Origin of the sequence: Variovorax sp. YR634 (assembly GCF_900106655.1) — a bacterium.
Taxonomy (GTDB): Bacteria; Pseudomonadota; Gammaproteobacteria; order Burkholderiales; family Burkholderiaceae_C; genus Variovorax.
The window spans coordinates 224,919-251,308 of the sequence record NZ_FNOL01000006.1 but is presented as its reverse complement, the minus strand read 5'-3'; the positions used below and the strand labels follow the sequence as shown (position 1 = coordinate 251,308).

Below are 26,390 nucleotides of genomic sequence, written 5' to 3'. Positions count from 1 at the left end.
GCAATCCTGGATCAGGCCGCCACGCGCTGCGCCTGCGGATTGCGCCACTTGGCCATCAGCTCGCTCCAGCGGGTGCGGGTCGCTGCCAGGTTGCGATCCTTCACGTGGCCGTAGCCGCGGATCTGCTCGGGCAGGCTGGCGATCTCCAGCGCCAGCGCGTGGTTGTCGGCGCGCAGGGCGCCGATCACTTCCTCGATGCTGGCGCGGTATTCGCCGATCAGCGCGCGCTCGGTCTTGCGCTCTTCGGTGCGGCCGAAGATGTCGAGCGCCGTGCCGCGCAGGCCCTTGAGCTTCGCGAGGAACCTGAAACCAGTGAGCATCCATGGGCCGAACTTCTGCTTCTGCAGCTGCCCCTTGGAGTTCTTCTTCGCGATGATCGGCGGAGCCAGGTGGTAGTTGAGCTTGTAGTCACCTTCGAACATGCCCTCGACGCGATCGAGGAAAGTGCGGTCGGTGTGCAGGCGGGCGACTTCGTACTCGTCCTTGTATGCCATCAGCTTGAACAGGTAGCGCGCGACCGCCTCGGTCAGCGCCGTGCTCTTGCCGGTGGCCGACTCGGCCTGCTGCACCTTGCCCACGAACTGCCTGTATTCGTCGGCATAGGCCGCGTTCTGGTAACCGGTCAAGAACTCCACGCGGCGCGCCACGATGGCCTCGACCGACTCGCGCTTCTTGAACTCGATGACCTGGCCAGGGCGCACGCGCTTTTGCAGCTCTTCGGGGCGCACCGCTGCCTGGCGGCCCCATTCGAACGCCGTCTTGTTGTTCTCGACCGCCACGGCGTTCAGCTCGATGGCGCGCATCAGCGACTCGTGCTCCAGCGGGATCCAGCCCTTCTGCCAGGCGTAGCCCAGGATCATCGGGTTGACGTAGATGGTGTCGCCCATCAGCGTGGTCGCGGCGGCGTCGGCGTCGAAGGTGCCCATGCCGTCGATGCCCACGGCGCGCGCGATCTCGGCTGCGCAGGCGTCTTCGGGGTTCTGCCAGTTGGCGTTGCGCACGAAGGCGGCCGTCGGTGCGCTGTGGCTGTTGAGCGCCACGTGCGTGCGCCCTTCGCGCATGCGCGCCATGGTTTCGGCATTCACCGTGACCAGCGGATCGCAGGCCAGGATCAGGTCGGCCGCCGCGGTGCCCACGCGCGTGGTGCGGATGTCGTCCTGCGTGTCGCCGATGAGCACGTGGCTCCAGGTGGCGCCGCCCTTTTGCGCAAGGCCGGCCGCGTCCTGCGTGACGATGCCCTTGGCCTCGATGTGCGCAGCCATGCCCAGCAGCTGGCCGATGGTGATCACGCCGGTGCCACCAACGCCCGCCACCACCACGCCCCAGACCTTGCCGCCCACCAGCGACGGAATCGCGGGCTCGGGCATCAGGCCGAACTCGGCCGGCGTGGCCGCCTTGTTCTTGCCCTTCTTCTTGAGCTGGCCGCCTTCGACCGTCACGAAGCTCGGGCAGAAGCCCTTCAGGCAGCTCATGTCCTTGTTGCAGCTGCTCTGGTTGATGGTGCGCTTGCGGCCGAATTCGGTCTCCAGCGGCTCCACGCTCAGGCAGTTGCTCTGCACGCTGCAGTCGCCGCAGCCTTCGCAGACCAGCTCGTTGATGACCACGCGCTTGGCCGGATCGACGGCTGTGCCCCGCTTGCGGCGGCGGCGCTTCTCGGTGGCGCAGGTCTGGTCGTAGATGATGGCCGTGGTGCCGGGGATCTTGCGGAACTCGCGCTGCACGTCGTCGAGCAGGTCGCGGTGCTTGACCTGCACGTGGTCGCCGGGGATGTTCACGCCCTCGTACTTCTCGGGCTCGTCGGTGACGATGACAACCTTCTTGGCGCCCTCGGCATGCAGGCTCTCGGCAATCTGCAGCACCGAGTGGCCTTCGGGCCGTTCGCCGACCTGCTGGCCGCCCGTCATGGCGACCGCGTCGTTGTAGAGGATCTTGTAGGTGATGTTCACGCCCGCCGCGATGCTCTGGCGAATGGCGAGCAGGCCGCTGTGGAAGTACGTGCCGTCGCCCAGGTTCGCGAAGATGTGCTGGTCGGTCGTGAAGGGCTGCTGGCCCACCCATGGCACGCCCTCGCCGCCCATCTGCGTGAAGCCGATGGTGGAGCGGTCCATCCAGGTCGCCATGAAGTGGCAGCCGATGCCGCCCATCGCGCGCGAGCCTTCGGGCACCACGGTGCTGGTGTTGTGCGGGCAGCCCGAGCAGAACCAGGGCTGGCGCGTGGCGTCGACCACGCTGGTGGAAGCCTGCTGCACCACCATCGAACGCTCCTTGGCTTCGAGGATGGCGAGCTGCGCGTCGATGCGCGCGGCCATGTCGGCACCGGCGGCGGCCAGCAGGCCGGTCTTCTTCAGGCGCGTGGCGATGGCCTTGGCGATGAGCGCGGGGTTCAGGTCGGCGTTGGCGCGCAGCAGCGTGTGGGAGGTCGGGTTGGGCATCGACCATTCGCCGCCCGAGTAGCCCTCGGCCGCATGCACCTCGCCCTCGTCGAACTTGCCGACCACGTTGGGCCGCACGTCGGGGCGCCAGTTGTAGAGCTCTTCCTTGAGCTGGTATTCGATGACCTGGCGCTTCTCCTCGACCACCAGAATCTCTTGCAGGCCGGTGGCGAATTCGCGCGTGAGCTGCGCTTCCAGCGGCCACACCACGCCCACCTTGTGCAGGCGAATGCCGAGCTGGCGGCAGGCCGCGTCGTCCAGGCCCAGGTCGATCAGCGCCTGGCGGGTGTCGTTGTAGGCCTTGCCGCTGGCCATGATGCCGAAGCGGTCGTTCGGGCCCTGAATGACGTTGTGGTTCAGCCGGTTAGCGCGGATGTAGGCCAGCGCGGCGTACCACTTGTAGTGCATGAGCCGGGCTTCCTGCTCCAGCGCATGGTCGGGCCAGCGGATGTGCAGGCCGCCGGGCGGCATTTCGAAGTCGGTGGGAATGACGATCTCGACGCGCTCGGGGTCGATCATGGCCGTGGCGCTGGACTCGACGATTTCCTGGATCGTCTTCATGCCCGACCACACGCCCGAGAAGCGGCTCAGCGCGAAGGCGTGAATGCCCAGGTCGAGAATTTCCTGCACGTTCGCCGGGAAGAACACCGGCGTGCCGCAGGCCTTGAAGATGTGGTCGCTCTGGTGCGCGGCCGTGCTGCTCTTGGAGATGTGGTCGTCGCCCGCCACAGCGATCACGCCGCCGAACTCGGTGGTGCCGGCCATGTTGGCGTGCTTGAACACGTCGGAGCAGCGGTCCACGCCCGGGCCCTTGCCGTACCAGATGCCGAAGACGCCGTCGAACTTGTTGGTGCCCTGCGGGGAGAAGCCCAGCTGCTGGGTGCCCCACAGCGCGGTGGCGGCCAGCTCTTCGTTCACGCCGGGCTGGAAGACGATGTTCTGTTCCTTGAGGAACTTGCTGGCCTTCCACAGCGCCTGGTCGTAGCCGCCGAGCGGGGAGCCGCGGTAGCCGCTGATGAAGCCGGCGGTGTTCTTGCCGGCCTGCTGGTCGCGCAGGCGCTGCAGCATGGGCAGCTTGACGAGGGCCTGGACGCCGCTCATGAAGGCACGGCCGTAGTCCAGAGAATATTTGTCGTCGAGCGTGACGGTCTCCAGGGCCTTGCGAATGTGCGCAGGTAGCGGTGCATTCATGTTCTTTGTCTCCGTATGGCAGGGCCTTGTGAGCCTGGCTGATTACTGTGGGTCTGTGCCCGGGTAGGGCACGAGCCCATGATCGTGCAAAGTGTATGCCGGGGTCCGCGACAGGTGTTTGCGTTCTTTGCCCTGAAAAACCCGCTTCCAGAAAGAATCTTGCTTAAGATTGCCATCCATGGAAAGCATTGACAAGTTCGACCTCGCAATCTTGCAAGAACTGCAGGCCGACGGCCGCCTCACGAACGCCGAGCTTGCGCAGCGCGTGGGCCTCTCGGCTGCGCCCTGCTGGCGCCGGGTGCGCGCGCTGGAAGAGGCCGGCTTCATCAAGGGCTACCACGCCGAAATCGACCGCCACAAGATCGGCCTGGGCGTGCTCGCCTTCGTGCGCGTGGACACCGAGCGCGTCACGCACGAGGCCACCCGCAGGCTCGAAGACGCGATCCGCAAGCTGCCCGACGTGATCGCCTGCCACTACATCAGCGGCACCGGCACCTTCGAGCTGCAGGTGGTGGCGCAGGACCTCGACAGCTTCTCGACCTTCGCGCGCCAGCACCTCATGAACCTGCCGAACGTGAAAGACCTGCACACCAGCTTCTCGCTGGGCGAGGTAAAGGCCAGCAGCGCACTGCCGCTGGGCCATCTCGGCGGTTCCGCTCGGACGCGCGCGTCTTAGGCGTCTTGGATCAGCGCCGCTCCCCTCGGCTGGCCTCACGGATCGCGCGGAATTCCGACCCCTGCCCCCACTCCGGCCAGCGGCGGCTGTTGGCTAGCGTCTCGCCCACGCGATAGAGCAGCGGCAGGTCGTGCGCCATGCCGGTGAAGGACCAGTCGGCGCGCCATTCGTCGGCCGGCTGGTGATAGCGCTCGGCGGTGTAGGCCTTGCTGGCCGCTTCGCCGGCCGCGAGGCCGCCTTCCACCAGGTCGTTGCCGGAGGCGAAGGACAAGGCCGGCACACCACGCTTGGCAAACGAGAAATGGTCGGAGCGGAAGAAATAGCCGGCTTCGGGGTGCGGGTCCGGCGCATAGGCCAGGCCGAAGCCCTTGGCCTGCTCGACCAGCAGATCCTGCAATTGCGAGGCCGCGCTGCCCGAGGTGCTGAAATTGCGCGCCGGGCCTTCCGGGCCGAGCGCATCCATGTTGATGACAGCCACGGTCCGCGCCAGCGGATACAGCGGCTTGGCGCCGTAGTACTCGGAGCCCAGCAGGCCGCGTTCCTCGGCCGTCACGGCCAGGAAGACGACGGAGCGCTCGGGCTTCCTGGGCGCGCTCGCGAAGGCGCGGCCCATCTCGATCAGCGCGGCCAGTCCGGTGCCGTTGTCGACCGCGCCGTTGTAGATCCTGTCGCCCCTGGCATCGGGCGCGCCCACGCCCAGGTGGTCCCAGTGGGCGCTGTAGATCACCGTCTCGCCGGGCCGCTTGCGGCCCTCGACACGGCCCACCACGTTCTTCGAGACGATCACCTGCCGGTCGATCGCGTACTCGGCCGACAGGCTCGCGTCCTTCAGTAGCTGCGGCTGGAACTCGCGCGTTTGCGCCAGCTTCTTCTGCGCCTCGAAGTCCAGGCCTGCGCGGCGCAGCAGATCGACCGCCACCTCGCGCTGGATCCAGCCCTCCAGCTTCGGATGCACGGCGGCCGGCTTTTCGCGCTCGATGTCGAGCATGGTCGCAGTGTTGGAGTTCTTGACCGTGGCCCAGCCATAGGCGGCAGGAGCGGTCTCGTGCACGATCAGCACGCCCAGCGCACCACGGCGCGCGGCCTCTTCGAACTTGTAGGTCCAGCGGCCGTAGTAGGTCATTGCCTTGCCGCCGAAGTCTCCGCTGCCGGTTTCGAAGTCGGGGTCGTTCACCAGCACGACGGCGATCTTGCCCTTCAGATCGACGCCCTTGTAGTCGTCCCAGCGCCGCTCGGGCGCGCTGACGCCGTAGCCCACGAACACCAGCGGCGCCTGCTGGATCGCGACCGTGGTCGAGCCGTCGAGCGCGGCGCGCACCGCGATCTGCTCGCCCTGCACGAGCGCGTCGCTATGAGCCCCCACCTGGAGCATGAGCCGCGGCGTACCGCGGAACTCGGTCTTCACCAGCGGCACCGATTGCGTCCAGCCACGCCGGCCATTTTCAAGATCGCCGCCGGGCGCGAGGCCTGCGGCCTTGAACTGGGCCACGAGATAGTCGACCGTCTTGGCCTCCGCTGGCGTAGCCGGCGCGCGGCCTTCGAAGTCGTCGCCGGAAACCGTCTTCACGATCTGCGACAGGCGCTGCGGATCGAAGCGCGGCGCCGGAGGATCAGCCGCCAGCGCGCTCGCAGCGCTGCATGTGAGGCCGATGCCACAGAGAAGAAAAGCAAGCCGCGAGGTCGTCATGCAAGGCTCCTGAACCGGGAAGCTCCGGATACTAGTCAGCAGGCCGCGATCGCTCCTCGATGCCCTTCATCTCTCCCGGAGAACCTTAGTTAGCCCCGCACCCCAGGGAGCGCCCCGGGGGCGGCCGATAGCGACAGCCTAAAATCCCCGCCCACCACCTCCCGCCGGACGGCGAAAAAGCAAGGACCCCGAATGAATCCACTCCGCCGCGCCCTGGCCCTGGGCCTCGCTGCCGCCACGCTCGCCCTTGGCGCCCAGGCCCAGAACCGCGAACTGACGGTGGCCTCCAGCGCCACCTACGCGCCCTTCGCCTTCGAGAACAAGGACAAGCAGATCGTCGGCTTCGACATCGACATCATCAACGCCATCGCCAAGCAGCAGGGCCTGAAGATCAAGATCGTCAACACGCCCTTCACCGGCATCTTCGGCGCGCTGAACAACGGCGACGTCGACCTCGTGATCTCGGGCGTCACCATCAACGAGAAGCGCAAGCAGAGCTACGACTTCACGCCTCCCTACTTCGCGGCCCGCCAGCTGATCGCGCTGCCGAAGAACAGCAAGGTCGCCTCGCTGAAGGACCTGGCCGGCAAGAAGATCGCCGTGGTCAGCGCCTCCACCGCCGACGACATCGCCTCGCGCGAATTCGGCAAGACCAACCCCGACATCCGCCGCTTCGAGAGCACGCCGCTCATCATTTCCGAGCTGGCTGGCGGCGGCGTCGATGCCGCCATGGGCGACAACGGCGTGATCGCCTATCGCGTGGCGCAGAACCCCGAGCTGAAGACGCTGGACGACAAGTCCTTCCCCGAAGAAGGCTTCGGCATCGTCGTGAAGAAGGGCGACAAGCCCCTGCTCGACAAGCTCACGGCCGGCCTCGCGGCCATTCGCGCCGACGGCAGCTACGTGACGATCTACAAGAAGTGGTTCAACAAGGACCCGAACGTGCGCTGAGCCGCACGGCATTTCCCTGAACACGGCCGCCCTCACGCGGCCGTTTCGTTTTTCGTTGACTGAGAGTTGAGGACGCAAGCATGGAACAACCAGTGCTGCTTTTCGGATGGTTCCGCTGGGACATCCTCGTGGAATACAAAGACCTGTTCTGGCAGGGCGCCTGGATGACGCTGCGCATGACGGTGGTCTGCGTGCTGCTGGGTTCCAGCTGGGGGCTGTGCCTTGCGCTCGCACGCCTGGCGCACCCGCGCCATGCGCCGTGGACCTGGGTGGCGCGTTTCTTCCTGCGCTGGCCGTCCACGGTGTACGTGAGCTTCTTTCGCGGCACGCCGCTGTTCGTGCAGATCCTGCTGATCCACTTCGCAGTGATGCCGGTGTTCATCCACCCGACCTCGGGCATCCTGATCGACGGCGAACTCGCGCGCACGCTCAAGCAGGAGCACGGCGCGCTCATCTCGGGCGTGGTGGCGCTCACGCTCAACTCGGCGGCCTACATCTCCGAAGTGTTCCGCGCGGGCATCCAGTCGATCTCGCGCGGGCAGTTCGATGCCGGCCGCTCGATCGGCTTTTCGCCCGCGCAGGTGATGCGCTACGTGGTGCTGCCGCAGGCCTTCCGCCGCATGCTGCCGCCGCTGGGCAACAACGCCATCGCGCTGCTGAAGGACACCTCGCTGGTCTCCGCCATCGGCCTGGCCGAGCTGGCCTATGCCGCGCGCACCGTGGCCGGCGCCTATGCGCGCTACTGGGAGCCGTACCTCGCGATCTCGGTCATCTACTGGGTGATGACGCTGGTGCTCACGACGATGCTGCGCCGCCTCGAACACCGCCTCGCACGCAGCGACCGGGGTTGAGAGAAGAGGCCGCGCCACAATAGCGGCACATGCCGCCCATATCCCCCGAAGAGACACCGATCCCGCCCGCGCGGCCGCAGCCAACGAAGCTCGCGGCCCTCGAGCCCCTCAAGCTCCCCGTGTTCCGCATGCTGTGGAGCACATGGCTCGTCGCCAACATCTGCATGTGGATGAACGACGTGGCCGCCGCGTGGATGATGACCTCGCTGACCACCTCGCCCATCTGGGTGGCGCTGGTGCAGTCGGCCTCCACGCTGCCGGTTTTCCTGCTGGGCCTGCCCAGCGGCGCGCTGGCCGACATCCTCGACCGCCGGCGCTGGCTGGTGGCCACGCAGTTCTGGCTGGCCGGCACCGCCATCGTGCTGTGCGCCGCGCTGGCGCTCGACCTCATGACCGCGCCGCTGCTGCTGGCGCTCACGTTTGCCAACGGCATCGGCCTGGCGCTGCGCTGGCCGGTGTTCGCGGCCATCGTGCCCGAGCTGGTGCCGCGGCCGCAGCTGCCGGCCGCACTCGGCCTGAACGGCATCGCGATGAACGCCTCGCGCATCGTCGGCCCGCTCACGGCCGGCATGCTGATCGCGAGCGCGGGCAGCATCTGGGTCTTTGCGCTGAACGCGGTGCTGTCGGTGGCCTCGGGCTTCGTGGTGCTGCGCTGGCGGCGCGAGCACACGCCCAACCCGCTGGGCCGCGAGAAGCTCATCAGCGCGATGCGCGTGGGCGTGCAGTTCGTGCGGCAGTCGCAGCGCATGCGCGCGGTGCTCACGCGCATCTCGATCTTCTTCTTTCACTCGACCGCACTGCTGGCGCTGCTGCCGCTGCTGGCGCGCAACCTCCAGGGCGGCGGCGCGGGCACCTTCACGCTGCTGCTGGCGGCCATGGGCGCGGGCGCGATCATCGCGGTGCTGTTCTTGCCTCGGCTGCGCCAGGCGCTGGGGCGCGACCAGCTGGTGCTGCGCGGCACGCTGCTGCAGTCGGGCGCCACGGCCGTGATGGCTTTCGCGCCCAACGCATGGGTTGCGGTGCCGGCGATGTTCTTCGGCGGCATGGCGTGGATCACGGTGGCCAATTCGCTGTCGGTGTCGGCCCAGCTCGCACTGCCCGACTGGGTGCGCGCGCGCGGCATGTCGATGTACCAGATGGCGATCATGGGCGCGAGCGCGATCGGCGCGGCGATCTGGGGGCAGGTGGCCACGGTCACCTCACTGGTCGCCAGCCTTTCCGTCGCCGCCATCAGCGGCACGCTGCTGATGCTCATGGCCCTGCGCTGGGTGACCGACGTGAGCGGCGAGGACGACACCAGCCCCGCGCAGGCCGGCTGGGCCGCCGGCCCGCCGACCGAGGCACCGCAGGAAGACGGCCGCGTGGTCATCACCGTCGAATTCATGATCGACCCGGCCCGCGCCGCAGCCTTCCACCTCGTGATGCAGCAGACCCGCCGCGCGCGCCTGAGCCAGGGCGCCATCGGCTGGGAGCTGCTGCACGACATCGCGCAGCCGGAGCGCTACGTGGAGCAGATCGTCGACGAGTCGTGGACCGACCACCTGCGCCGCTTCAACCGCGCGACGGCCAGCGACATGGCATTGCGCGAGCGGCGGCTGGCCTTTCACCTCGGCGAATCGCCGCCCGTGGTCACGCGCTATGTGGTGCGGCGATGAGCATGAAAACCTCGCAGATCGCAACGCTCTTCGGCTGCCTCTTCCTGATCGGTTCGGCGGAGGTGCTCGCCGGCCCGATGATGGGCGCCATGAGCGCCGACTTCGGCGTTCGCTCCAGCGCCATCGCCTACCTGCCCGCCGCCTACGGGCTCAGCTATGGCGCGGTGGCCCTGCTGGCAGGACCGCTGTCGGACCGCTGGGGACGCAAGCGGCCGCTGCAGGCGGGGCTGCTCGGGTTCGCGCTGCTCAGCGCGCTCATTCCCAGTGCACCCCATCTGCTGGCGGCCATCGTCCTGTCGGCGTTGGCCGGTGTGTGCGCGGCCGTCGTTCAGCCCAACGCGCTGGCCCTGGTGGCCGACGAATCGCCGCCCGAGCAGGTGGGCAGGCGCCTGGGCCACGTCTTCATCGGCCTGATGCTGGCGTTCGTTCTCACGCCCGTGCTGGCGGGGCGGCTGGCGGATACGTGGGGATGGCGGTCGGCCTACTACGCGCTGGCCGCCCTCGCCGTGCTGGCCGCGCTGGCGGTTTCGCGCGCCTTCGCCGATCGCGTACCCGGCGCCGGCTCGCATGCGATGCACATGGACTTCATGGCCACGCACCGCGAAGCACTGAAGACGCCCGGTGCCCGCCGCCGGCTGTCGGCCAGCTACCTCTGGCTCGGCTGGGTCGCGGGGTTCGGGGCGGTGGTGGCGGAAGTCGCCTCGCGGAAGCTGTCGCTGTCTCCCACCGACACCGGCTTGCTGGCGGGCTTCTACGGGCTGGCCGTGATCGGCGGCAACCTCGCGAGCGGCAAGCTGCAGCGCATGGCGGGCGAAGCGGCATTGCCGGGCGCCGCGCTCGTCGCGGCCGTGGGCCTGCTCGGCTTCATGCTGCCGGTCGAGTCGATGGCCCAACTGGCGCTGCTCGGCTTGCCATGGGCCTTCGGCTACGGCTGTGCCGGGCCCTTGCACCATGCCAGGCTGAGCGCCCTGTCCGAGCGCTGCCGAGGCACCATCAACTCGTACCACGCGAGCCTGCTCAACCTGGGCATCTTCTCGGTCTCGTTCGCGCTGGGCACCGTCGTTCCGCGCTTTTCGGTGACCCTGTTTTGCGGCTTGGTGGGCGTTGTCACGCTGCTCGGCGCATGCCTGCTCATTCCGTGGCCGCGCCGCAAGACGCAGGCCGTGGCGGCCTGAAAGACACCGGCGCCCGCGCCGTCTCACTACAGCAACATGCAAACATTCGCTCGATTGTTTCTTGATTGTTAATCGTGCCAAATGTCTTGGCAAATGGCCAAACGACCGCCCAGCCTCAGGGTCGTGCACGAGAGACAACCAAGAACAAAGGAGCAAGCATGAGCATCGCGCGATCGCATCGGATTCCGCGTCACCTTCCTTCCCCTTCCCCTCTTGCTCGCTGCCTTGCGGCAACGCTCGCCACGCTGGCCGCCGATGGCGCCTATGCCGCCTGCGCGCCAACCGCCACGCCGGGCTCGAACACCGCTGTGGTCTGCGACGGCGCAACGACCGGCTCGGCCAGCGTGATCGCCACGCCGGGCAGCACCGGCGTCGGCATCACCGTGAACAACGGCGCCACGCTCAGCACCAACGCCACGCAGGTCCTGCTGGTGCGCGATGCCAGCACCATCACGAACAACGGCACCATCACCGTCTCGGGCGGCTCGGGTTCTGCTCGCGCGGCGATGGTCGCCACGGGCAACGACAACACCCTGACCAACAACAGCGCCATCCGCACGACGAGCAGCAGCACCTCCGGCATCCTGGTGACGTCGAACAGCAGCACGCGCACGGTCATCACCAACAACGGCAGCATCAGCACCACGGGCGGCAGCTCGCACGGCGTCTCCATGCTGGGCCCGGGCAACACGGTGATCAACAACGGCACCATCAATACCAGCGGCACCTCGGCCAAGGGCGTCTACCTGCAGGGCGGCAACCTCGTCGCCAACCTGCTGGTGAACACCGGCACCATCACCACCACCGGTGCCAACTCGCCCGCGGGCGGCGCCGACGCGGTGCACGCGAACACGCTCGGCTCCAGCTTCTTCTCGCGCGTGGAAAACCGGGCCGGTGGCACGCTGTCCAGCGCCAACGGCTACGGCTATCGCGGCCAGAACGGCAACGACGTGCTGGTCAACGCCGGCACCATCGAGGGACACGGCGGCGCCGCCAACACCGACGCGATCTACATGGGCGCGCTCGGCAACGGCACGCTGATATTGCAGACCGGCTCGGTCATCCGGGGCGGCGCCGACGGCGGCGTCGGAAAAACCGCCAGCACCTTCCTCGAAGGCACCGGCACGGTGGACAACGCGTTCCGCAATTTCCAGAACCTGACGATGCGCGGCACCGAATGGTCGTGGCTGACCGACGCGAATTTCTCCGACTCGATACGGGTGGAGTCCGGCCGCTTCACCCTCCCCGCGACGCTGACGAGCCCCGTCATCACGGTGCTCCCCGGCACAACGGTGGCCGGCACCGGCACCTTCGCGGGCAACGTGACCAACCAGGGCACGCTGCTGCCCGGGCCTAACGACGGCGTGAACTTCGGGGCCTTCACCGTGCGCGGCAACTACTTCGGCGGCAGCGGCGCGCTGATGCAGGTCAACACCGTGCTGGCCGGTGACAACTCGCCATCGAACAAGCTCGTGATCGACGGCGGCGCGGCATCGGGCAGCACCGGCATCCGCGTGGTCAACCGCGGCGGCCTGGGCGCGCCCACGCTGGCCGACGGCATCCTGGTGGTGCAGGCACTCAACGGCGCCACCACGGCCCCCACCGCGTTCTCGCTGACCCAGGCGGTCGAGGCCGGCGCCTACAACTACCGGCTGTTCCGAGGCGGCGCGGCCGGCAACAACCCCGACAACTGGTACCTGCGCAACAACGGCTACCTGGTCGGCGGCACCGTGGTGGGCTCGCTGACAGAAGCGCTCGCAGTCCTCAACGAAACACCGCCGGTGCCCGGCGCGCCGCCAGCCGCCATGTCGGTGGAACCGGTCAAGCTCTACCGGCCCGAGGTCCCGCTCTACAGCGCCCTGCCGATCGCGGTGCGCCGCCTCGGGCTCGCGCAGCTGGGCAGCTTCCACGACCGGCAGGGCGACCAGCAATTGCTGGCCGGCGACGGGGACAGCGAAGGCCGACAGGCCTCGTGGGGCCGCGTGTTCGGCGAGAGCACACGGCAGCGCCTGCGCGGCGATGCCAATCCGCAGTTCGACGGCAACGTCCACGGCCTGCAGCTCGGCCACGACTTCCTGGTGGGCACCGACGCCGCCGGCGGACGCAACCGCGTCGGGGTGCTGGGCGGCTACACGCGCGCCAGCGGCAGCGCGAGCGGCGTCGCCGACGGCGCCACCAACGAGGCGGCCGGCCGGCTGAGCGTGGAGGGCTACAGCCTCGGCGCGTACTGGACCCGTATTGCGAGCAGCGGCTGGTACAGCGACGCCGTGCTCATGGCCACCCGCTTCAAGACCGACGCGATTTCCACGCTCGGCCGCGGCGGGAGGCCGCACGGCAAGACGATCACCGCATCGCTGGAAGCGGGCTATCCGTTTGCCCTGAGCGACACCGTGACGCTGCAGCCACAGGCGCAGCTGATCTGGCAGCGCAGCTCGATCGACGATTTCGACGATGGCCTTTCCACCGTGCGCTTCCAGCGCGACAACGCCGTCACCGGCCGGCTGGGCGCGCGGCTCGAAGGCCGCTTCGACGCGGGCGGCGGCGTCTGGAAGCCGTACCTGAAGGTCAACCTGTGGCACACCTTCAGCGGCAGCAACGCGATCTACTTCGGGCCGACCGACCAGGTCGTCAACCGCCGTAACTCGAGCGCGCTCGAAGTCGGCGGCGGCGTTGTCGGCCAGGTGAACAAGACGCTGGCGGTCTACGGCGGCCTGGCGTACACCAGCGCCATCGGCATCACCGAGCAGACCGGCGTGCAGGGGCAAGTGGGGCTGCGCCTGCGCTGGTGAACCCCGGGCGGCGGGCGCTCTGGGTCATTTTTTGACCATTCGAGCAAATTTGATGGCATGCAGCTTGCATGAGATCGGTCATGAAAGATCAACGGGTATCCACGGATAGCCAATCTTTTTTGACCGTATGGATAATTTAGACCATCATCCCGTTCGTCGCCACGAGGTACACCACGATGAATCCGCCCCCACTGCGCAGCCGTTTCTGGTCTGACCTGACCAGCGAAGAGTTCTCCCGCCTCGACCGTGAACGGCTGATCGCCGTGCTGCCCGTGGGCGCGACCGAGCAGCACGGCCCCCACCTGCCGATGTCGACCGACACCGCCACCATCGACGGCATGGTGCGCGCCACGCTGCCGCACCTGCCCGACGACCTGCCGGTGCTGTTCCTGCCCACCGTGCCCTATGGCAAGAGCAACGAGCACTCGCGCTACCCGGGCACGCTCACCGTGTCGGCGAACACGCTGATCTCGCTGTGGACCGACATCGGCGCCTGCGTTGCCAAGGCCGGCGTGCGCAAGCTGGTGCTCTACAACAGCCACGGCGGCCAGATGAGCGTGATGGACATCGTGGCGCGCGACCTGCGCGAAGCCCACGACATGATGGTCGTGGCCGCCAACTGGTACACGCTGGGCCTGCCCGAAGGCCTGTTCACCGCGCACGAAGGCAAGCACGGCATCCACGCCGGCGACCTCGAAAGCTCGGTCATGCTGCACCTCACGCCCGACTACGTGCGCAAGGACCAGTTCCAGAACTTCAGCTCCATGACGGAGCAACTGGCCGCCGAGAACAAGTTCCTGTCGATCACCCCTAGCGGCAAGCTCGGCTGGCAGATGCACGACATCAACCCCGCGGGCGCAGCCGGCGACGCCACGCGCGCCACCGCCGAAAAGGGCGCGGCGGTGCTCGACCACGTGGGCCGCCGCTTCGTCGAGCTGCTGCACGAGGTCGACCGCTTCCCGCTGTCTCGCCTCGCCAACCAACCCGCCTGGCGCTAGGCTCGCAGCCATCATGGAAAGCACCACGCCATCCACCCCGCCGCTGGTCACCCTGCGCAACGTCAGCAAGCGTTTCGCCAACGGCACGCTCGCGCTGCAGGGCATGACGCTCGACATCGGCGAGCACGACTTCATCAGCTTCCTGGGCCCATCGGGCTGCGGCAAGAGCACCGCGCTGCGCCTCATCGCGGGGCTCACGCGCCTCAGTTCGGGCGACATGCACTGGTCGGGTGCCAACACCGGAAAGACGCAGAGCGACCGCGACCTGGGCTTCGTGTTCCAGGAGCCCACGCTCATGCCCTGGGCCAAGGTGTTCGACAACGTGTGGCTGCCGCTCAAGCTCGCGGGCATGAGCCGCGACGCGGCTGCGCCGGTGGTGCAGCAGGTGCTTGAAATGGTCGGGCTCTCGCGCTTTGCCGACGTGTACCCGCGCGAGCTCTCGGGCGGCATGAAGATGCGCGTGTCGATCGCGCGCGCACTGGTCACGCACCCGCGGCTGCTGCTGATGGACGAGCCCTTTGCCGCGCTCGACGAAATGACGCGCATCAAGCTCAACAACGACCTGCTGGCCATCTGGCGCGAGCACCGCTTCTCGGTCGTGTTCGTCACGCACAGCGTGTACGAGTCGGTGTACCTGTCGAACCGCATCGTGGTGATGGCCGCGCGCCCTGGCCGCGTGATCGACGAGATCCGCATCGACGAACCCTATCCGCGCGGCGAAGAGTTCCGCACATCGAGCCGCTACAACGCGCACTGCACTGCCGTGTCGCAATCCCTGCACGGAGCCCTGCATGGCCTCGACATCGATCACTGAGCCCGTCGCCCTCGCGGATGCCAATGCGGATGCGGCGCCCTCCGAGGCATCGCTGCGCGCGCACGAAGACAGGCTGCGCCGGCGCGAGTCGCTGCTGCGCATCGTCGTGCCCGCGGGCATCGTCGTGCTGCTGCTGCTCATCTGGGAATGGACGGTTCGCGCCAACAACATTCCGCACTACATCCTGCCCGCGCCCTCGCTCATTCTTCGCACGCTGTTCGACAACTGGGATTCACTGTCGAGCGCTCTGTGGTTCACGGTGAAGCTCACGCTGCTCGCGCTGGCCGCGGCCATCGTCGGCGGCGTACTGCTGGCGATTGCATTCGCGCTCTTCAAGTGGGTGGAGATCGGCCTGTTCCCGATCGCCGTGATCCTGCAGGTGACGCCGATCATCGCGATTGCGCCGCTGATCCTGATCTATGTGTCGAGCACCACGGCGGCGCTGCTGCTGTGCGCCTGGATCGTGGCCTTCTTCCCGATCCTGTCGAACACTGTCATCGGCTTGAAAAGCGCGGACAGCAACCTTCGCGACCTGTTCCAGCTCTACAAGGCCTCGCCGTGGCAGACCTTCCGCTACCTGCTCGCGCCCAGCGCGCTGCCGTACTTCATGGCGGGCCTGAAAATCGCGGGCGGGCTGAGCCTGATCGGCGCGGTGGTGGCCGAGTTCACGGCCGGCACGGCGGGCAAGGAAACGGGTCTTGCATCGCGCATTCTCGAATCGAGTTTCCGCACCGAGATTCCGATGATGTTCGCGGCGCTGCTGCTGGTGTCGTTGCTGGGCATCGTGATCTTCATCGTGTTCGCGGCCTTGTCGCGGCTGGTGCTCGGGCATTGGCACGAAAGCGAAATGCGCCGTGAACGCTAGGACCATCGTGCCTGCCGTCGACTGGGATGCCGTGCGCGCCGACCTGCGCGGCCTCAACCTGATCACCGCGCCGGCCCAGCGCAAGCAGCTGTCGAAAGACTTCTACTGGTACAGCCCCATCCTCAGCGCGCAGCTCGCGGGCTGCGTGGCCGACCTCGTCGTCAAGGTCAACACCGAAGACGACGTGCGGCAGGCCGCCGCCGTGGCCGCAAAATGGAAGCTGCCGCTCACCGTGCGTGCCGGCGGCACCGGCAACTACGGCCAGTGCGTGCCCCTCGAAGGCGGCATCGTGCTCGACGTGACGCAGATGTGCCGCGTGCTCGACATCCAGCCCGGACGCATCCGCGTCGAGGCCGGCGCGCGCATGCACGACATCGACCTCGCCGCACGCGAGACCGGGCAGGCGCTGCGCATGTGGCCCTCGACCTGGCATGTGGCGTCCATCGGCGGCTTCATCGCGGGCGGCTTCGGCGGCATCGGCTCCTTCCGCCACGGCATCCTGCGTGACCCGGGCAACCTGCTGCGCGCGCGCGTGATGACGGTGGAGCGCGAGCCGCGCATCATCGAACTGCACGGCGACGAGATCCAGCAGGTGCACCACGCCTACGGCACCAACGGCGTGATCCTCGACGTGGAAGTGGCGCTGAGCCCCGCCGTCGAATGGGTGCACTGCACGGTGCTGTTCGAGACGTATCGCGGCGCGCTCGACTTCGGCATTGCGGCGCAGGCGCCTTCGCTCGACATCTTCCTGCTCTCGACGGTGGAGGCGCGTTTCTCGCCCTACTACACCGCCATGCGCGACCGATTTCCTGCCGACCGGCACGCCGTGTTCGCCATGGTCTCGCCGGATTCGATGGCGGACTTCCGTGCGCTCGCCGACGCGCAGGGCGGCACGATCTCTGTCGCCGGCACCGAAGCCGAACTGCTCGCCGACGGCCTGCCCCCGGCCTACGAGTGCGCGTTCAACCACACGACGCTGCAGGCGCTGAAGGCAGACCGCGGCTGGACGTACCTGCAGGTGGCCTACGCCCAGCCCTTCGACCCGGCCGTGGTCGAGCGCCATCTGCAGATCTTCGGCAACGACGTGCTGCAGCACCAGGACTTCGCGCGCGCCAACGGCGAGTGCGGCACCTTCGGCATCCTGCTGGTGCGCTGGAAGGGCGAGGCCCACCAGTACGAAGTGATCCGCGAGATCGAGTCGCAGGGCGGCTGCCAGATCTTCAACCCGCACGTCGTCACCATCGAGGACGGCGGCATGAAGACCATCGACACGCAGCAGATCGAATTCAAGAAGCGCAGCGATCCGATGGGGCTGATGAATCCCGGCAAGACGCGTGGCTGGTCGCCAGAGATGGCTACCGAACGCTGAAAAGATTTAGTCTCCGCATCCCGTACCTTCCAAAACCTCCACAGGAGTCCGTCCCCATGCGCATCCCCGCTTTCAATCTCCGACCGCTTGCCTTCGGCCTGGCCCTCGCGGCCGCCGCCTTCGCCGCGCAGGCGCAGGAAAAAGTGGTGTTCGCCACCAACTGGAAGGCGCAGGCCGGCCACGGCGGCTTCTACCAGGCGCTGGTGGACGGCACCTACAAGAAGTACGGCCTCGACGTCGACATCCAGCAGGGCGGCCCGATGGTCAACAACCGGCCGATGCTGCCGGCCGGCAAGGTCGACTTCCTGATGACGGGCAACCTGCTGCAGTCCTTCGACAACGTGAAGAACGGCGTACCCACGGTGGTGGTGGCGGCCTTCTTCCAGAAAGACCCGCAGGCCATGTTCGCCCACCCGGGCCAGGGCTTCGACACCTTCAAGGACATGACCAAGGCGCCAGTGGCCTTCATCGGCAAGGACGGCCAGTTCAGCTTCTGGCAGTGGATGAAGTCGGAGCACGGCTTCAAGGATTCGCAGCTCAAGCCCTACACCTTCAACGTGGGCCCCTTCCTGGCCGACAAGAAGTCGATCCAGCAGGGCTATGCCATTTCGGAGCCGCTGTCGATCAAGGCGCAGGCCGGCTTCGACCCGGTGGTGCAGCTGCTGGCCGACAACGGCTTCTCGACCTACTCGACCACCATCGAGACGCGCGCCGACCTGATCAAGACCAAGCCCGAGACGGTGCGCAAGTTCGTCGAGGCCTCGATCATCGGCTGGAACAACTACCTCTACGGCGACAACAAGGCCGCTAACGAGATGATCGCCAAGATCAACCCCGACTCGCCCGTGGCCGCCTCGCAGGGCTCCATCGAGCTGATGAAGAAGATGGGCATCGTCGACAGCGGCGAATCGCTCACCAAGGGCATCGGTGCGATGGACGAGGCCCGCGTGAAGGACTTCTACGACAAGATGGTCAAGGCCGGCCTGTACAAGACCGGCGAGGTCGATCTCTCGAAAGTCGTGACCACGCAGTTCGTCAACAAGGGCGTCGGCGTCGACGTCCGCAAGAAGCTCACAGGCAAGTAAGCACACCGATTTTTTCCCGTGGGTCGCGCGGGGCTTGCGCCGGGGTCAGATGCCGGCGCCTGGGTTGCCATAAGGCACCGCGCGGCCTTTCACTCCTTGGGCTCTGACCCCGTCTCGCCAGCGACGCAAGTCCTGGGCGAACCGGCCCTCAACCATGAAAACGCTAGTCGTCCACTGCCATCCGAACCCTGACAGCTTCAACCACGCGCTCTATCGCACCGCCCTCGAGGCGCTCGAACCGCGACACCCCGTCAAGGCCATCGACCTGTACGCCGAGGGCTTCGACCCGACGCTGACACGCGAAGAGCGCATCGCCTACCTCGACAACCCCGACCTGATCCGCGAACGCGTGAAACCCCACGTCGAAGCGCTGCTGTGGGCCGAGCATCTTGTGTTCGTGTTTCCCACCTGGTTCCACGGGCCGCCGTCGATGCTCAAGGGCTGGCTCGAACGGGTGTGGCTGCCGGGCGTGGCCTTCCTGCCGGCGGAACGCAAGGGGCAGCTCGCGAAGTCGGGCATGCGGCACATCAGGCGGCTGACGGTGGTGACCACCGGCGGCTCGCCGCGCTGGTTCGTGCTGATGATCGGCGACCCGGGCCGGCGGCTGTTCACGCGCGCGCTGCGTGCGCTGTTCGCGTGGCGCTGCAAGGTGACGTGGCTGCAGCTGCACGACATGAACGCAGCGACTGCACGCGACCGGACCCATTTCATCGAGCGCGTGTCGCGCAAGCTGGGCAGCATCTAGAAAACATCGACACAGGGAGACAACTCCATGAGCCTCGAACGCACGCTCACCGTCCGCGTCGAACGCATCTCGCGGCAGACGCCGGAAATCCTGGCCTTCGAGCTGGCCCACCCGTGGGGCCGGCCGCTGCCTTCCTACGAGGCCGGCGCGCACATCGACGTGCACATGCCCGGCGGCTTCTCGCGGCAGTACTCGCTGGCGCGCGCGCCCTCTGACGCCAACTCCTACGTGATCGGCGTGAAGCGCGAGCTCGCCAGCCGCGGCGGTTCGGCCTCGATGCACGAGCGCGTGCGCGAGGGCGACCTGCTGCCGATCAGCGCGCCGCGCAACACCTTTCCGCTGCGCGAGGAAGCCACGCACCACCTGCTGCTGGCCGGTGGCATCGGCATGACGCCGCTGCTGGCGATGGCACAGGCGCTTGCGGCGCGCGACGCGCAGTTCACGCTGTGCGTGTTCGCGCGCAGCGAAGAGCATCTGGCCTTCGCCGATGCACTGCACGCGCCCTCGCTGGCGCCGCACCTGCGGCTGCATCTCGACCAGGGTGACGCCTCGCAACGTATCGACCTGCATGGGTTGCTGGCCGACCGCGCGCCCGGCACGCACCTTTACGTCTGCGGCCCCGGCGGCTTCATGAAGGCGGTGCGCGACGCAGCCGCGCACTGGCCCGAAGACGCGCTGCACGCCGAATACTTCGCCGCACCGACCGACGCCAACGCCACCACCGGCCTGCCCTTCACGCTGAAGCTCGCCCGGCGTGGCATCAGCGTGCCGGTTGCGGCCGACCAGACGGCCGTCGACGCGCTGCACGAAGTCGGCATCGACATCCCCGTGTCGTGCCAGCAGGGCCTGTGCGGCACCTGCGTGGTCGAGGGCGATGGCGAAGACGCCGAGCACCGCGACTTCTGCCTCACGGGCAGCGAACGCCGACACAAGATTGCCCTGTGCTGCTCGCGCGCCAGGGGCCAGGAACTGGAACTCCAGCTGTGAGCGCGCGTCCTGCTTCCGTCAACGAAGAGAGCGACGCCGAGGCGCCCGCCACGCGCGGCCGCTCGCGCAAGTACACGCAGGTGCTCGGCCTCATCAACCAGGCCGCCATCGAGGTGTTCGCAAGCGAAGGGCTGGCCGGCGCGTCCACGCAGGCCATCGCCGACAAGGCGGGGCTTTCGAAGGCGCAGCTGCATTACTACATCGAGAGCAAGGAAGCGTTGTACCGCCAGGTGCTGCAGGACATCCTCACCGACTGGATCGTGGTGTTCGGCTTCAGCGACGAGGCCTTCGGCCCGCGCAAGGTGCTGGGCGACCTGATCCAGCGCAAGATGATGTTCTCGTTCGAGCACCCGCTGCGCTCGCGGATCTTCACGGCCGAGATGATGCGCGGCGCGCCCGTCATCAACAACATGATGGACACGAGCAAGCAGCGCACCGACCAGGCTGCAGCCGTGATCCAGAACTGGATGAACCAGGGCCTGATGGACAAGGCCGACCCGATGCTGGTGCTGTTCCACATCTGGGCGGTGACGCAGTTCTACGCCGACCACGCCACGCAGGCGGCCTACTACCGCAACGCAGCCCAGCAGGGCCAGGACAAGGACGGCAAAGACCGGCGCTACCTGATCGAGCAGGTGACGGAGTTCCTGCTGAAGGGCGCGGGGGTCAAGTAGAAGAGCGCTGGGGCAGGTACATGGTGGCTTCGACTTCCACCAGCACTTCGTCCCCCGGCAGGAAGCGCGACACCTCCACCACCGTGCTCACCGGCGGCTCGCCCGGATAGAACAGGCCGCGCACGCGGTTGTAGAAGGCGTAGTGCGGCAGGTGGCGAAAGTACTGCACCAGCTTCACCACGTCTTCCATGGTGCCGCCATGCTCGGCGGCGATCTGGCGGATGCGCTCCAGCACGAACCAGCTCTGCGCGACGATGGGCGCCTCGAACACGTCGACCGACATCTGGCCGGTGGCATAGCCCACGCCCTGCAGCGCGGTGCGCGCCGCTTCGGGAATCGCGTCGTAGCCGGCGACGGCGCGGCGCGTGGCCGGGTCGACCGCGACCACGCCGCTCATGAAGACGAAATCGCCGACGCGCTTGGCGGCGGCGTAGTTGGCCATTGGCTTGCCCATCGTGTTCATTGTGTTTTCTCCAGTACCTGGCCAGCGCGGATGACGGTGCGTTGCCGCCCGCGCGGGCCGATGAGTTCGTGTTCGTCTGTGGCCGACAGTAGCAGCAGGTCCGCCGGACAGCCCGGCGCAATGCGCCCGTCCCATGCGAGCCCCAGCGCTTTCGCGGGGCTCACGGTGACGGTGTCGAGCCAGTCGGAGGCCGGCGCCAGGTGCGCCATCTGCACGCCGAGGCCGAAGGTCTCCAGCAAGTCGTAGCTGCCGTAGGGATAGAAGGCGTCCTGCACGTTGTCGGTTGCGAGGCTTGCACGCAAGCCCCGTGCCGCCGCCTCGCGGATGCGCGTGATGCCGCGTTGCACCGGTGTGCGGCCCCAGGCGCCCTGCAGGTAGAGGTTGGTGGTGGGCAGCGCGACAAGGTGAATGCCCGCGCCGGCGCACAGCGCCAGCGTTTCCCCGGCAACCGCGTCGTCCTGCGCCGAGAGCGAGCAGGCGTGGCCGCAGACCACGCCGTGCCTGAAGTCGCGCGCCCGCACGAGCTGCGCGATGCTGCGCAGGCCGCTGGCCTCGGGGTCGAGCCCTTCGTCGACATGGAAGTCGAGGCCCAGCCCGTGTTGCTGCGCGAGGTCGAACACACGTCCGAGCTTGTGGACGATGCCTTCGTTGCGGTAGACGAACGCGCCGAGCACACCGCCCGCGCGCTTCACCTCGCGTGCGATGCGCTCGCCCGCAGCCTGATCGGCGAACAGGTCGAGCGGCGTGAGCGAGACGAACTGCAGTTCGACGCGGCCGCGCCATTCCTCGCGTAGCGCCTCGAACACAGCCAGCGCGGCCGGCGGTTCGGCCTGCACCCAGTCGAGATGCGTGCGCAGTGCGCGCGTGCCCGATTGCCAGGCGTCGTTCAATGCGCGCTCCATGCGAACGCGCAGTGACTCGCCGGTCCAGCTGTCGCGATGCCTGTTCATGCGCTCGATGGCGGCGAACAGGTTGCCTTGCGCTGCGCCGACGTCCTGCACGGTGTAGTTCTTGTCGATGTGCGCGTGCGCCTCGACCAGCGCGCTCAGCAGCGTGCCGCTTGCGTGCTTCTGTTGGGCGCTCGGCACGATGGATGCGACCTTGTCGCCGGCCAGCGTGACGTCGAACAGCTGCGCATCGCCCGCCGCGAATGCACGCAGCGGCGCCGGAATGCGCAGCCCCTCGAGCTTCATGCGCGCCGCTGCTCCCAGGCCCGCAGCCAGCCGAGGCCGGCCGAGGTGCCGCCCGGCTCCGAGCCGCGCTTCGGCCGGTATTCGCAGCCGACCCAGCCCTGCCAGCCGCACTGCGCCGACACCTCGTCGATCACGTCGAACAGGTACGGGTAGTTCTGTTCGCCGATGTCCGGCTCGTGGCGCTCGGGCACGCCGGCGATCTGGATGTGGCCGACGCGGCCGGTGGGAAGGTACTTGCGGATCTTCATTGCCACGTCGCCTTCGACGATCTGGCAGTGGTACAGGTCCATCTGCACCTTGAGGTTGGATGCGCCCACCGTTTCGACGATCTCGTGCGCGTGGTCTTGCCGGTTGAGAAAGAAGCGCGGAATGTCGCGCGTGTTGATCGGCTCGATCAACACGTCGCGGCCGGCCTTGGCGGCTTCGGCCGCGGCCCAGCGCAGGTTGTCGAGGTACACGGGCTGAAGCGCGTCGCGCTCCAGGCCTTCGGGCACGAGGCCGGCCATGACGTGGATGCGCGGGCAGTCGAGCGCCACGGCGTAGTCGATCGCCTTGGCAATGCCTTCGCGAAACTCGGCGTCGCGCCCGGGCAGGCAGGCCAGGCCGCGCTCGCCTCCGTTCCAGTCGCCGGGCGGGCCGTTGAACAGCACCTGCTGCAAGCCGTTGTGCTTGAGCCGCGCCAGGATTTCGTCTTTCGCGAAGTCGTAGGGGAAGAGATATTCCACGGCCTTGAAGCCGTCTTTCGCGGCGGCGTCGAAGCGGTCGAGAAAAGCGAGCTCCGGGTAGAGCATCGAGAGGTTGGCGGCAAATTGGGGCATGGGGTGTTTGTACTACCAGCGCGCACCGAAGGTACGGCGCAGTTCATCGATCTGATCGGCGTTCAGCGACTCGGGCCGTGCGGCCTGCGCGAGCTGCTGAAGCCGTGCGGTTTCTTCGAGTTCCTCGAGCACTGCCATGGCGGCGGCCGGCGTGTCGTGCCAGACGTTGGGGCCGAGGCGCGTGAGCATCACGGCGCGAATCGGCGTGCCGGCGGTGCCGAAGCGCTCGATGGTTTGTGCCACCTGTTCGGCCGCTTCGGGCGCGCCGGGCCGGTGGTACGGAATGACCGGCACGTGACCGACCTTCATCACGAAATACGGTGTAAGCGCGGGCAGCAGTTCGTCGCCCGGTTCGTTCAGCGTGAGCGCAACGCAGTGCGTGCTGTGTGTGTGGATCACGCAGGCGGTGTTCGCATCGAACTTGCGCGTCGCGGCGTAAATGCGCGTGTGCAGTGCGATGGTCTTGCTGGCCCGGTCGCCGCTGGTCTGCTGGCCTTGCGCATCGAGCCTTGCCAATCGCGCCGGGTCGAGAAAGCCGAGGCAGGCATCGGTCGGCGTGATCAGGAAGCCGTCGTCCAGCCGCACGCTGATGTTGCCGGCGGTGGCATGCACGTAGCCGCGCTCGAACAGGCTGCGGCCGACGCGGCAGATTTCTTCGCGGGCTTCGTTCTCGGTCATGCGAGCACTGTAAATGCCTTGGTGAAGAAATCGTCGCTGCCAAAGTTGCCGGACTTCAGCGCGATGTGCACGCCTGCCTCTGGCGCAGCATCGGAACGCGCATGGCACCACGGCACGCCGGGGTCGATCTGCGGGCCTATCTGCATCTGCGCGATGCCTAGCGCCTGCACGCATGCACCCGAAGTTTCACCACCGGCCACCACCAGCTGGTGTACGCCGCGTTCGACCAAACCGCGCGCGATGGCTGCAATGGTGCGTTCGACCATCGCGCCGGCCTCTTCGACACCGAGCCTGCCTTGCACCGACTTCACGGCGCCGGCTTCGGCGGTCGAGTAGACGAGCACGGGGCCCTTGTCGATCAAGGGCGCGGCCCAGGCCAGCACTTCGGCGGCAACGTCCACGCCCGCGGCGATGCGCAATGGGTCGACGGCCATTGCCGCGCCGCCGCGCTGGATGAAATCGAGCACCTGCCGGTTGGTGGCTAGCGAGCAGCTGCCCGAGACCACCGCCGTCTTGCCGCCGGCCTTTGGCAATGCACTGGCCTGCGAAGAAGGCGCGAGTCCGAAGTTGGCCGGCAGGCCGATGGCCACGCCCGAGCCCGCGGTGAGCAACGGTATCTTCGCGAGCGCCGGGCCCATGCGCAGCAGGTCGTCGTTCGACACGGCGTCGACGATGGCGATAGACACGCCCTCGGCCTTCAGCTGAGCGATGCGCTCGTCGATGGCGGCCGCGCCGCGCGCCACCACCGTGTAGTCGATCAGCCCCACCTTGCGCTTGCACTGCGCCTGCAGCACGCGCACGAGGTTCGGGTCGGTCATCGGCGTGAGCGGGTGGTTCTGCATGCCGCTCTCGTTGAGCAGCACGTCGCCCGCGAACAGGTAGCCCTTGAACACGGTGCGCTTGTTGTCTGGAAAGGCGGGCGTGGCGATGGTGAAGTCGCATTGCAGCGCATCCATCAGCGCCTCGGTCACGGGGCCGATGTTGCCTTGCGCCGTGCTGTCGAAGGTGGAGCAGTACTTGAAGTAGATCTGCTGTGCACCCTGCGCCTGCAACCAGCGCAGCGCATCGAGCGATTGTGCGATGGCCTCGGCCGGCGCGATGGTGCGCGACTTGAGTGCGACGACGACGGCATCCACATCGGCATCGAGCGAGCCTTCGGGCACGCCGATGGCCTGCACCACGCGCATGCCCGCGCGCACGAGGTTGTTGGCGAGGTCGGTGGCGCCGGTGAAATCGTCGGCGATGCAGCCGAGAACGAGCTTTGCCATGGCTCAGCCCTTCACGACAGGCAGCTTCACGGCCTGTGCGTTTTCGCGCACATAGTCGCGCAGGATGGCGTCGAAGCTGGCGTCGGCCTTCAGGCCCAGCGCTTCGGCGCGCGCTGCGTGGATGCGACTGGGCCAGCTGGTGACGATCTTCGCGATGGCGGCGTCGGGCTCCCAGTCGATCAGGCCGGTGGCGTCCTTGCCGGCAATGCGTTCGAGCGCCTGCGCCATCTCGCGCACGGTGGTCGTCAATGCCGGCAGGTTGATCGCCGTGCGTGCACCCCATTCGGTCGCGCTGGCGGTGGCCGCGCGCACGATTCCCGCGACGGTGTTGCCGGGCGATGCCAGCGCGACCGGCGTGTCGGGCGACACGGGGCAGCGTGCACGCTCGCCGGCCAACGGCTCGCGCAGCATGCCGCTCAGGAAGCTGGAGGCCGCGCCGTTGGGCTTGCCCGGGCGCACCGACACCGTCATGAGCCGCACATTGCGGCCCTGCACGAAGCCCTTGCGCGTGAAGTCGGCCACCAGCTGCTCGCCGATGAATTTCTGGATGCCGTAGCTGTTCTGCGGTGTCGGCAGCGTGGTGTCTTCGATCACTGCGGGCAGGCGCTGCTCGGGCGAATCGCCGAACACGGCGACCGAGCTGGAGAACACGAACACCGGCGAGTGGCCCGCGCGGCGGCAGGCCTCGAGCAGGCCGCGCGTGGTGTCGAGGTTGCTGCGCATGCCCAGGTCGAAGTCGGCCTCGCATTCGCCGCTCACAGCGGCGGCGAGGTGGAACACCACGTCGGTATCGGCCAGCGGCAGCGCGCCGTTGCCGGCCTGCTCGTACAGGTCGCCCTGCACGAACTGCACGCGGGCATCGCCGGCCAGGTCGGCGGGCGGCGGCACGCGGTCGGCCAGGGTGATGCGCGACACGGGCTGCGCGGCGCCGCCGGCCAGTGCGAGGTTGCCGCCCGCAAGCAGCGTGCGGGCGAGGCGGGCGCCGAGGAAGCCGCAGCCGCCGGTGATGAGGATGTTCATGAGCGA

The 26,390-nt window shown here is 67.7% G+C and carries 22 protein-coding genes; 14 read left to right on the top strand and 8 right to left on the bottom strand.

Annotation, left to right across the window (positions count from 1 at the left end):
* Positions 1-11 precede the first annotated feature (11 nt).
* Positions 12-3,623, bottom strand: coding sequence for an indolepyruvate ferredoxin oxidoreductase family protein (locus BLV60_RS13885; protein WP_093055360.1), 3,612 nt, complete (start codon positions 3,621-3,623; stop codon positions 12-14).
* A 178-nt stretch (positions 3,624-3,801) separates the two neighbouring features.
* Between BLV60_RS13885 and BLV60_RS13880 the strand changes: the two genes are divergently transcribed.
* Positions 3,802-4,299, top strand: a complete 498-nt coding sequence (locus tag BLV60_RS13880) for an Lrp/AsnC family transcriptional regulator (protein WP_093055358.1) — start codon at positions 3,802-3,804, stop codon at positions 4,297-4,299.
* A 10-nt stretch (positions 4,300-4,309) separates the two neighbouring features.
* Here the strand turns inward: BLV60_RS13880 and BLV60_RS13875 are convergent, their stop codons facing one another.
* The gene (locus BLV60_RS13875) at positions 4,310-5,986 is read right to left on the bottom strand and encodes a M28 family metallopeptidase (protein WP_093055356.1); all 1,677 of its coding nucleotides are present in this window, start codon (positions 5,984-5,986) and stop codon (positions 4,310-4,312) included.
* A 192-nt stretch (positions 5,987-6,178) separates the two neighbouring features.
* Between BLV60_RS13875 and BLV60_RS13870 the strand changes: the two genes are divergently transcribed.
* From BLV60_RS13870 to BLV60_RS13810, 13 genes are all read left to right on the top strand, one after another.
* Entirely contained in the window at positions 6,179-6,937 is a 759-nt protein-coding gene (locus BLV60_RS13870) for a basic amino acid ABC transporter substrate-binding protein (RefSeq protein ID WP_093055354.1), read from the top strand.
* An 80-nt stretch (positions 6,938-7,017) separates the two neighbouring features.
* On the top strand, positions 7,018-7,788 hold the full coding sequence (locus BLV60_RS13865; RefSeq protein WP_093055352.1) for an amino acid ABC transporter permease: 771 nt from the start codon (positions 7,018-7,020) through the stop codon (positions 7,786-7,788).
* A 29-nt stretch (positions 7,789-7,817) separates the two neighbouring features.
* Positions 7,818-9,443, top strand: a complete 1,626-nt coding sequence (locus tag BLV60_RS13860; protein WP_093055350.1) for an MFS transporter — start codon at positions 7,818-7,820, stop codon at positions 9,441-9,443.
* Positions 9,444-9,445: 2 nt separating this feature from the next.
* Positions 9,446-10,618, top strand: coding sequence for an MFS transporter (locus tag BLV60_RS13855; protein ID WP_093055507.1), 1,173 nt, complete (start codon positions 9,446-9,448; stop codon positions 10,616-10,618).
* Between the two features lie 158 nt (positions 10,619-10,776).
* Complete coding sequence (locus BLV60_RS13850; protein WP_093055348.1) at positions 10,777-13,407, top strand: autotransporter family protein; 2,631 nt, start codon at positions 10,777-10,779, stop codon at positions 13,405-13,407.
* Between the two features lie 176 nt (positions 13,408-13,583).
* On the top strand, positions 13,584-14,405 hold the full coding sequence (locus BLV60_RS13845; protein WP_093055346.1) for a creatininase family protein: 822 nt from the start codon (positions 13,584-13,586) through the stop codon (positions 14,403-14,405).
* 13 nt (positions 14,406-14,418) lie between these two features.
* Entirely contained in the window at positions 14,419-15,219 is an 801-nt protein-coding gene (locus tag BLV60_RS13840) for an ABC transporter ATP-binding protein (protein ID WP_093055344.1), read from the top strand.
* Entirely contained in the window at positions 15,197-16,084 is an 888-nt protein-coding gene (locus tag BLV60_RS13835) for an ABC transporter permease (protein ID WP_176928797.1), read from the top strand. The genes BLV60_RS13840 and BLV60_RS13835 overlap by 23 nt, the downstream gene beginning before the upstream one ends.
* Positions 16,074-17,453, top strand: a complete 1,380-nt coding sequence (locus BLV60_RS13830; RefSeq protein ID WP_093055342.1) for an FAD-binding oxidoreductase — start codon at positions 16,074-16,076, stop codon at positions 17,451-17,453. The genes BLV60_RS13835 and BLV60_RS13830 overlap by 11 nt, the downstream gene beginning before the upstream one ends.
* 56 nt (positions 17,454-17,509) lie before the next feature.
* Positions 17,510-18,538: an ABC transporter substrate-binding protein gene (locus tag BLV60_RS13825; protein WP_093055340.1), complete on the top strand. Its 1,029-nt coding sequence runs from the start codon at positions 17,510-17,512 to the stop codon at positions 18,536-18,538.
* A 154-nt stretch (positions 18,539-18,692) separates the two neighbouring features.
* Positions 18,693-19,283 (top strand): NAD(P)H-dependent oxidoreductase, encoded by a 591-nt coding sequence (locus BLV60_RS13820; RefSeq protein ID WP_093055338.1) that lies wholly within the window; start codon positions 18,693-18,695, stop codon positions 19,281-19,283.
* Positions 19,284-19,310: 27 nt separating this feature from the next.
* Positions 19,311-20,270 carry a PDR/VanB family oxidoreductase gene (locus BLV60_RS13815; protein ID WP_093055336.1) on the top strand — a complete coding sequence of 320 codons (960 nt, stop codon included), beginning with the start codon at positions 19,311-19,313 and terminating at the stop codon, positions 20,268-20,270.
* Positions 20,267-20,944 carry a TetR family transcriptional regulator C-terminal domain-containing protein gene (locus BLV60_RS13810; RefSeq protein ID WP_093055334.1) on the top strand — a complete coding sequence of 226 codons (678 nt, stop codon included), beginning with the start codon at positions 20,267-20,269 and terminating at the stop codon, positions 20,942-20,944. The genes BLV60_RS13815 and BLV60_RS13810 overlap by 4 nt, the downstream gene beginning before the upstream one ends.
* On the opposite strand, the gene BLV60_RS13805 is transcribed toward BLV60_RS13810, so the two are convergent.
* From BLV60_RS13805 to denD, 6 genes are read right to left on the bottom strand one after another with little or no spacing between them, the layout of a single operon-like run.
* Positions 20,937-21,407, bottom strand: coding sequence for a RidA family protein (locus BLV60_RS13805; RefSeq protein ID WP_093055332.1), 471 nt, complete (start codon positions 21,405-21,407; stop codon positions 20,937-20,939). The genes BLV60_RS13810 and BLV60_RS13805 overlap by 8 nt on opposite strands.
* Positions 21,404-22,600 carry an amidohydrolase family protein gene (locus BLV60_RS13800; protein ID WP_093055330.1) on the bottom strand — a complete coding sequence of 399 codons (1,197 nt, stop codon included), beginning with the start codon at positions 22,598-22,600 and terminating at the stop codon, positions 21,404-21,406. The genes BLV60_RS13805 and BLV60_RS13800 overlap by 4 nt, the downstream gene beginning before the upstream one ends.
* Positions 22,597-23,418 (bottom strand): 2-oxo-tetronate isomerase, encoded by an 822-nt coding sequence (gene otnI, locus BLV60_RS13795; protein ID WP_093055328.1) that lies wholly within the window; start codon positions 23,416-23,418, stop codon positions 22,597-22,599. Before otnI ends, BLV60_RS13800 begins: the two co-directional genes overlap by 4 nt.
* Before the next feature lie 12 nt (positions 23,419-23,430).
* Positions 23,431-24,096 carry a class II aldolase/adducin family protein gene (locus BLV60_RS13790; protein ID WP_093055326.1) on the bottom strand — a complete coding sequence of 222 codons (666 nt, stop codon included), beginning with the start codon at positions 24,094-24,096 and terminating at the stop codon, positions 23,431-23,433.
* Positions 24,093-25,364, bottom strand: coding sequence for a 3-oxo-tetronate kinase (gene otnK / locus BLV60_RS13785; protein ID WP_093055324.1), 1,272 nt, complete (start codon positions 25,362-25,364; stop codon positions 24,093-24,095). Before otnK ends, BLV60_RS13790 begins: the two co-directional genes overlap by 4 nt.
* A gap of 3 nt (positions 25,365-25,367) precedes the next feature.
* The gene (denD, locus tag BLV60_RS13780) at positions 25,368-26,384 is read right to left on the bottom strand and encodes a D-erythronate dehydrogenase (RefSeq protein WP_093055322.1); all 1,017 of its coding nucleotides are present in this window, start codon (positions 26,382-26,384) and stop codon (positions 25,368-25,370) included.
* Positions 26,385-26,390: the final 6 nt, after the last annotated feature.